This is a genomic window from Lentzea sp. NPDC055074 (assembly GCF_053608005.1).
The window spans coordinates 75,123-81,557 of record NZ_JBSGUQ010000008.1 but is presented as its reverse complement, the minus strand read 5'-3'; the positions used below and the strand labels follow the sequence as shown (position 1 = coordinate 81,557).

The 6,435-nt window shown below is 69.4% G+C and carries 5 protein-coding genes; 3 read left to right on the top strand and 2 right to left on the bottom strand.

The genetic code is table 11. The features are described from left to right. Positions 1-193 precede the first annotated feature (193 nt). The 3 genes from ACWF7A_RS20045 to ACWF7A_RS20035 all read left to right on the top strand — a co-directional run bounded on the left by ACWF7A_RS20045 (position 194) and on the right by ACWF7A_RS20035 (position 2,873). A complete protein-coding gene (locus tag ACWF7A_RS20045) occupies positions 194-979 on the top strand; it encodes a chitosanase (RefSeq protein ID WP_452251956.1) in 786 nt (261 codons plus the stop codon). A gap of 175 nt (positions 980-1,154) precedes the next feature. Continuing rightward, the gene (locus tag ACWF7A_RS20040) at positions 1,155-1,943 is read left to right on the top strand and encodes a chitosanase (protein ID WP_452251955.1); all 789 of its coding nucleotides are present in this window, start codon (positions 1,155-1,157) and stop codon (positions 1,941-1,943) included. Between the two features lie 141 nt (positions 1,944-2,084). After that, entirely contained in the window at positions 2,085-2,873 is a 789-nt protein-coding gene (locus ACWF7A_RS20035; protein WP_452251954.1) for a chitosanase, read from the top strand. A 53-nt stretch (positions 2,874-2,926) separates the two neighbouring features. On the opposite strand, the gene ACWF7A_RS20030 is transcribed toward ACWF7A_RS20035, so the two are convergent. After that, positions 2,927-5,857 (bottom strand): glycine--tRNA ligase, encoded by a 2,931-nt coding sequence (locus ACWF7A_RS20030; RefSeq protein WP_452252187.1) that lies wholly within the window; start codon positions 5,855-5,857, stop codon positions 2,927-2,929. A gap of 220 nt (positions 5,858-6,077) precedes the next feature. Next, positions 6,078-6,434, bottom strand: coding sequence for a hypothetical protein (locus ACWF7A_RS20025; protein WP_452251953.1), 357 nt, complete (start codon positions 6,432-6,434; stop codon positions 6,078-6,080). Between the last annotated feature and the right edge of the window lies 1 nt (position 6,435).

Below are 6,435 nucleotides of genomic sequence, written 5' to 3'. Positions count from 1 at the left end.
CCCACTTTTAAACGCACCTTCCGCAATACGCTTTTTTTGTTTGTGTGGGGGGTTGGTTTTTTTTTATACGCCCCCGGCTGATGACTGGGGGGGGGCGGGCCCGCGCGCGCGCCGGACCCTTGCCATGTGAGCGCTCCCGGGCTAGCTTGGCCCCGCAGGACGTCGCCGCCGTTCCTCAATGGAACGGAGCGACATGAAGACGTTCACACGCCTTGCCGCAACGGTTCTGTGCGCGGCGGTCCTCGTCACGCCCGGCACCGCGAACGCGGCGGACCTGAACGACCCGCGCCTCAAGGACATCGCGATGCAGCTGGTGTCCAGCGCGGAGAACTCCTCTTTGGACTGGCGTGCGCAGTTCGGCTACATCGAGGACATCGACGACGGCCGCGGCTACACCGCCGGCATCATCGGCTTCTGCAGCGGCACCGGCGACATGCTCGACCTGGTGCGCCTCTACCGCGACTGGAAGCCCGGCAACGTCCTGGAGAAGTACCTCCCCGCACTGGAACGGGTGAACGGCACGCCGTCGCACGATGGCCTCGACCCGGACTTCCAGGGCGACTGGGAGTCCGCGGCGCGGGACGGCACGTTCCAGGGCGCGCAGGAACACGAACGCGACCGCGTCTACTTCGACCCGGCCGTGAACCGCGCGAAGCAGGACGGTGTGCAGGCGCTCGGCCAGTTCGCCTATTACGACGCAATCGTGATGCACGGTGACGGTTGGGGTGATCTGGACTTTTCGAGCATCCGCCAGCGCGCTCTGAACACCGGAGCCCGTCCGCCCGCTCAGGGCGGCGACGAAACCCAGTGGCTGCACGCGTTCCTGGACGCACGGGTGTGGGCGATGAAGCAGGAGCCCGCGCACGAGAACACCAGCCGCGTCGACACCGCGCAGCGCCGCTTCCTCGACGAGGGCAAGCTCAACCTCGAAACCCCGCTCCAGTGGCACGTCTACGGGCAGCAGTTCGACATCGCGTGACCTGACGTTCCGGCGGAAGCGTGTGCAGGACAAGCGTTTCCGCCGGAATGCGCCACCAGAAGGCAATTGTCCGTTTCGCGAATTAGTAAAGACTCTTGCTAATAAAGGTGTGGACCCCTTACCGTTGCTCCCACGCCGCCCGGGCCCCCACAATCCCTGCCCCGGAGGGAACTTCGTGAAAATCACTGGTCGCATCGCGGCCGCACTGCTGACGTGCGCCGCTCTCTTCACCACCACCGTCGGCACCGCCTCGGCGGCCAACCTCGACGAACCGCGCCTCAAGGACATCGCGATGCAGATCGTGTCCAGCGCGGAGAACTCCTCCACGGACTGGAAAGCGCAGTTCGGCTACATCGAGGACATCGACGACGGCCGCGGCTACACCGCCGGCATCATCGGCTTCTGCAGCGGCACCGGCGACATGCTCGACCTCGTCGAGCTCTACAAGACCAAGAAGTCCGGCAACGTGCTGGAGAAGTACCTCCCCGCGCTGCGCAAGGTGAACGGGACCGACTCCCACTCGGGCCTCGACCCCAACTTCACCAAGGACTGGAAGACCGCCGCCAAGGACTCCGTCTTCAAGGCCGCGCAGGAGTCCGAACGCGACCGCGTCTACTTCAACCCCGCTGTGGCACAAGGAAAGGCCGACGGCGTGCGCGCCCTGGGCCAGTTCGCGTACTACGACGCGATCGTCGTGCACGGTGACGGTGGCGACAAGACGAGCTTCAGCAACATCCGCAAGCGCGCGCTCGGCAAGGCGAAGCCCCCGTCGCAGGGTGGCAACGAGACCACGTGGCTCAACGCCTTCATGGACGCCCGCGTGTGGGCCATGAAGCAGGAAGCGGCGCACGAGGACGTCTCGCGCATCGAGACCGCTCAGCGCGTGTGGCTCAAGGCCGGCAACTTCGACCTGAAGACGCCGCTCAAGTGGAAGGTCTACGGCGACAGCTTCTCGATCAGCTAGACGGTTCACGCATGAGAACGTGGAGGGCGTCCTGACCAGGGCGTCCTCCTCTTTCGTAAATTTGTAAACAGTCTTGCCGATAGAGGTCTGAACCCCTTACCGTTGCCACACCGCCGCCCGGGACATCCCGGGAGGAACCGCGTGAAGATCTCAGGCCGCATCGCGGCCGCAGTTCTGACCTGCGTCGCGCTCGCCACCGCGACCACAGGCACCGCTCAGGCAGCCGACCTGAACGACCCGCGCATGAAGGACATCGCGATGCAGATCGTGTCCAGCGCGGAGAACTCGTCCACGGACTGGAAAGCGCAGTTCGGCTACATCGAGGACATCGACGACGGCCGCGGCTACACCGCCGGCATCATCGGCTTTTGCAGCGGCACGGGCGACATGCTCGACCTCGTCGAGCTCTACAAGTCCCGCAAACCCGGCAACGTGCTGGAGAAGTACCTCCCCGCGCTGCGGCGGGTGAACGGCACCGACTCCCACTCCGGCCTGGATCCCAACTACACCAAGGACTGGAAGACCGCCGCCAAGGACTCCGTCTTCAAGGCCGCGCAGGAGTCCGAACGCGACCGCGTCTACTTCAACCCGGCCCTGCGCCAGGCGAAGGCCGACGGCGTCCGCGCGCTCGGCCAGTTCGCGTACTACGACGCGATCGTGATGCACGGTGACGGCTGGGGCAGCCTGGACTTCTCCGGCATCCGCAAACGCGCACTGGCCAAGGCGAAGCCGCCGTCGCAGGGCGGCAACGAGACCACCTGGCTCAACGCGTTCATGGACGCCCGCGTCTGGACGATGAAGCAGGAGCCCGCGCACGAGAACACCAGCCGCGTCGACACGGCGCAGCGGGTGTGGCTCAAGGCCGGCAACCTCGACCTCACCACCCCGTTGAAGTGGAAGGTCTACGGCCAGAGCTTCAGCATCAACTAGCCCGGACAGCAGAGGAGGGGCACCCCGACCTGGGGTGCCCCTCCTCCCCGGTCCTACAGCTGGGTCCAGTCCAGCACCGGTGCCGCGAAGTCGCGGATCGACGCCAGCAACCCGAGCCGCGCGGCCTTCACCTTCTCGTCCTCGGCCATCACGAGCACCTCGTCGAAGAACGTGTTGATCGGCGCGGTCAGCCCCTCGGCGGCGGCGAAGAACGCGGCCAGGCCGACGACGTCACGAGAGACCCCGTCGAACGCCTTGTGCAGCGCCACCTCGGCGGGCTCGGACAGCACCGAGGCGTCGTAGGAGGCCTCGACGGTCCCCGGCACGATCCTCCGGACCCGCTGCAGCGCGGCCGCCAGCGCGTCGAAGGACTCGTTGCCCGCCAACGACTCCAGCTGCGTCAGCGTCTCGTCGGCGAGCACCGGCGAGTCGGCCAGCGGCAGCACCGCCTGCACGAACCGGTGCTCGTGCCCGCCGTCGAGCAACGCCTGCTCGTACCGGCGGACCGCGAACTCCCGGGCCGTCTCCAACGCCTCGGCGGAGACCTCGAGACCTTCGGCCGCAAGGGAGAGCGCGACCGGCAGCGTGATCGCCCGCAGGTCCGGGAACGCCCGCAGCACCGTCACCGCACCGAGAGCGGCGCGACGCAGACCGAACGGGTCGGACGAGCCGGTCGGCTGCGCACCGATCCCGAACAGCCCGGCCAGCAGGTCGAACCGGTCCGCCAACGAGAGCAACGCGCCGGGCACCGACGACGGCAGCGCGTCACCGGCCGACCGGGGAAGCTCCATCTCCCACAGGGCCAGGGCGACCTCGGTGGTCTCCCCCGCCCGTGCCGCGTACTCCCGCGCCATCACACCGGCGAGCGACGACAGCTCGATCACCATCTGCGAACCGAGGTCGAACTTGGCCAGCGCACCGGCCCGGTCCAGCGTCTCGCGGTCGACCTCGACCACCGACGCGAACCGGCCGGCGAGCGAGGCGATGCGTCCCGCGCGGTCCGCCATCGAGCCGAGCTTGTCCGCGAACGTCAGCTTCGCGAGGCCGGCCTTCATCTCCTCCAGCGGCGTCTTGAGGTCCGCCCGCCAGAAGAACGCCGCGTCCTCGTACCGCGCCCGCAGCACGGCCTCGTTGCCCGCCCGGACCAGGTCCGCGTCGACGGACCCGTTCGCCACGGCCACGAAGTGCGGCAGCAACGACCCGTCCGCCGCGCGCACCGGCAGGTACCGCTGGTGCTTGCGCATCACGGTCGTGAGGATCTGCGCGGGCAGCTCCAGGTACCGCTCCTCGAACGAGCCGAGGATCGGCGTCGGCCACTCGACCAGGTTCGTGACCTCGTCCAGCAGGCCGTCGACCTCGACGACACCGCCGACCGACGCCGCGAGCTCCTGCGCGGCCTCGACGATCGCGGCCGACCGGGCGGCCGCGTCGACCTGGATGCCGTGCGAGGACAGGAACTCCAGGTAACCGTCCGCGGTGGACACCGCGACGACCGGTTCGGCGGCGGTCCGGTGCACGCGCGTCGTCGTGCCCGAGGCGAGCGAAGACACCGCGACCGGCACCGGGGTCTCGCCCAGCAGCGCGAGCAGCCAGCGGATCGGCCGGGTGAACGACAGCTTCGGGTCGTTCCACTTCATGTTCTTCTCGGAGCGCAGGTCCGACACGACCTCGCCCAGCAGGCCGCTCAGCACCTCGACGGCGCCACGACCGGCGTCGGACTTGGTCAGCGCCACGAACTCGACGTCGTTCTCGACCACGCGGCCCAGCGCCGAGACCTCGACGCCCTGGCCGCGGGCGAAGCCCTGCACGGCCTTCGTCGGGTTGCCGTCGGCGTCGAAGGCGGCCGAGACGCGCGGGCCGCGCACGGTGCGTTCGGCGTCGGGCTCCCGCGGCGAGACCGCGGGCACCAGCACGACGATCCGGCGCGGCGTGCCGTGCACGGTCACCTCGCCGAACGTCAGCCTGGTCGCGGCGAGCTTCGTCGACACGGCCGAGCGCACCGCGTCGACGGTCCGCAGCACCTCGTGCGGCGGCAGTTCCTCGGTGCCGATCTCGAACAGCAGCGTCGCCGGGGCGACGACCTCCGCGAAGGACGAGGGCTTCTCGACGGCGGCGGGCAGTTCCGCGACGCCCAGCGGGTGCCCGAGCTCGGAACGACGCTCGGCCCACAGCGCGGCGACCTCACGTGCCAGCCCGCGCATCCGGCCGAACGCACGGGCGCGCTCGGTCGTGGAGATCGACCCGCGCGCGTCCAGCACGTTGAAGATGTGCGAGCACTTCAGCACGAAGCTGTGCGCCGGGACCGGGAGGCGGGCGTCGAGCATGCGCCGGGCCTCGGCCGCGAACTCCTCGAAGAGGCGCTTGTTCGCCTCCACGTCCGCGTCGTCGAGGTAGTACCGCGACATCTCGTACTCGGCCTGGCCGAACGCCTCGCCGTAGGAGATGCCCGGCGCGTAGGCGATCTTCTTGAAGTGGTCGACGCCCTGCAGCGCCATCATGATCCGCTCGATGCCGTAGGTGATCTCCACCGACACCGGGTCCAGCGTCATGCCGCCGGCCTGCTGGAAGTAGGTGAACTGGGTGATCTCCAGGCCGTCGAGCCAGACCTCCCAGCCGAGGCCCCAGGCACCGAGGGCGGGCGAGGCCCAGTTGTCCTCGACGAACCGGACGTCGTGGCCGCGCACGTCGATGCCCAGCGCCTCGAGCGAACCGAGGTAGAGCTCCTGCGGGTCGCCCGGGTCGGGCTTGAGGATCACCTGGAACTGGGTGTGCGTCTGCAGCCGGTTCGGGTTCTCGCCGTAGCGGGCGTCGTCGGGCCGCACGGACGGCTCCACGTAGGCGACGCGCCACGGCTCGGGACCCAGCACCCGCAGCACGGTGGCCGGGTTCAGCGTCCCCGCCCCGACCTCGGTGTTGAACGGCTGCACCACGATGCAACCTCGGTCGGTCCAGTACTTGGTCAGCGCGAGCAGCGCGTCCTGCATCGTCAACACGGCGACGAGTCTACGAAACAGACGAAACCGCTGGTCAGGGGGCCTTGATCAGGTGGTCCTCGCCACTGTGTCACCCTTTGCACAACCGAGTGGACCTCCCGCACGTCTACTTGGGGTACCCGGATGTGCTGAGAGGAGTGGGTGTGGACAACCGGCCGCCGCGGCCGGGAGACCCGAACGGGAATCCCAGGCGACCTTCCGCCCCGCGTCCTCAGACGGGCCAGCCCCGCCGCCCGCAGGTGCCACCGCGGGCCTCCGAGCCCCCGCGCAAGCCGGGCCGGGCCGAACCCCCGCGCCGGGAGCCCCCGAAGCGCTCGGAACCACCGCGCGGCGAGCCTCCCCGCAGCGATACCCCCCGCCGGGAGTCCGCCGGCCGCAGCGAGCCCCCGCGCCGTGCCACGTCGTCCGCCCCGCGCCCGCGTCCGGTCGCCGACCGCCCCACGGTCCGCACCACGCCCGCGAAGGCGAAGGCCGCCGCTCCCGCGCCCCGGCCGAGGCCCAGGCCCGCGGCCGCCCGCAGGCCGAGCAGGGCCGACCGTGGCGCGCCCACCGGTGCCAAGATCTTCATC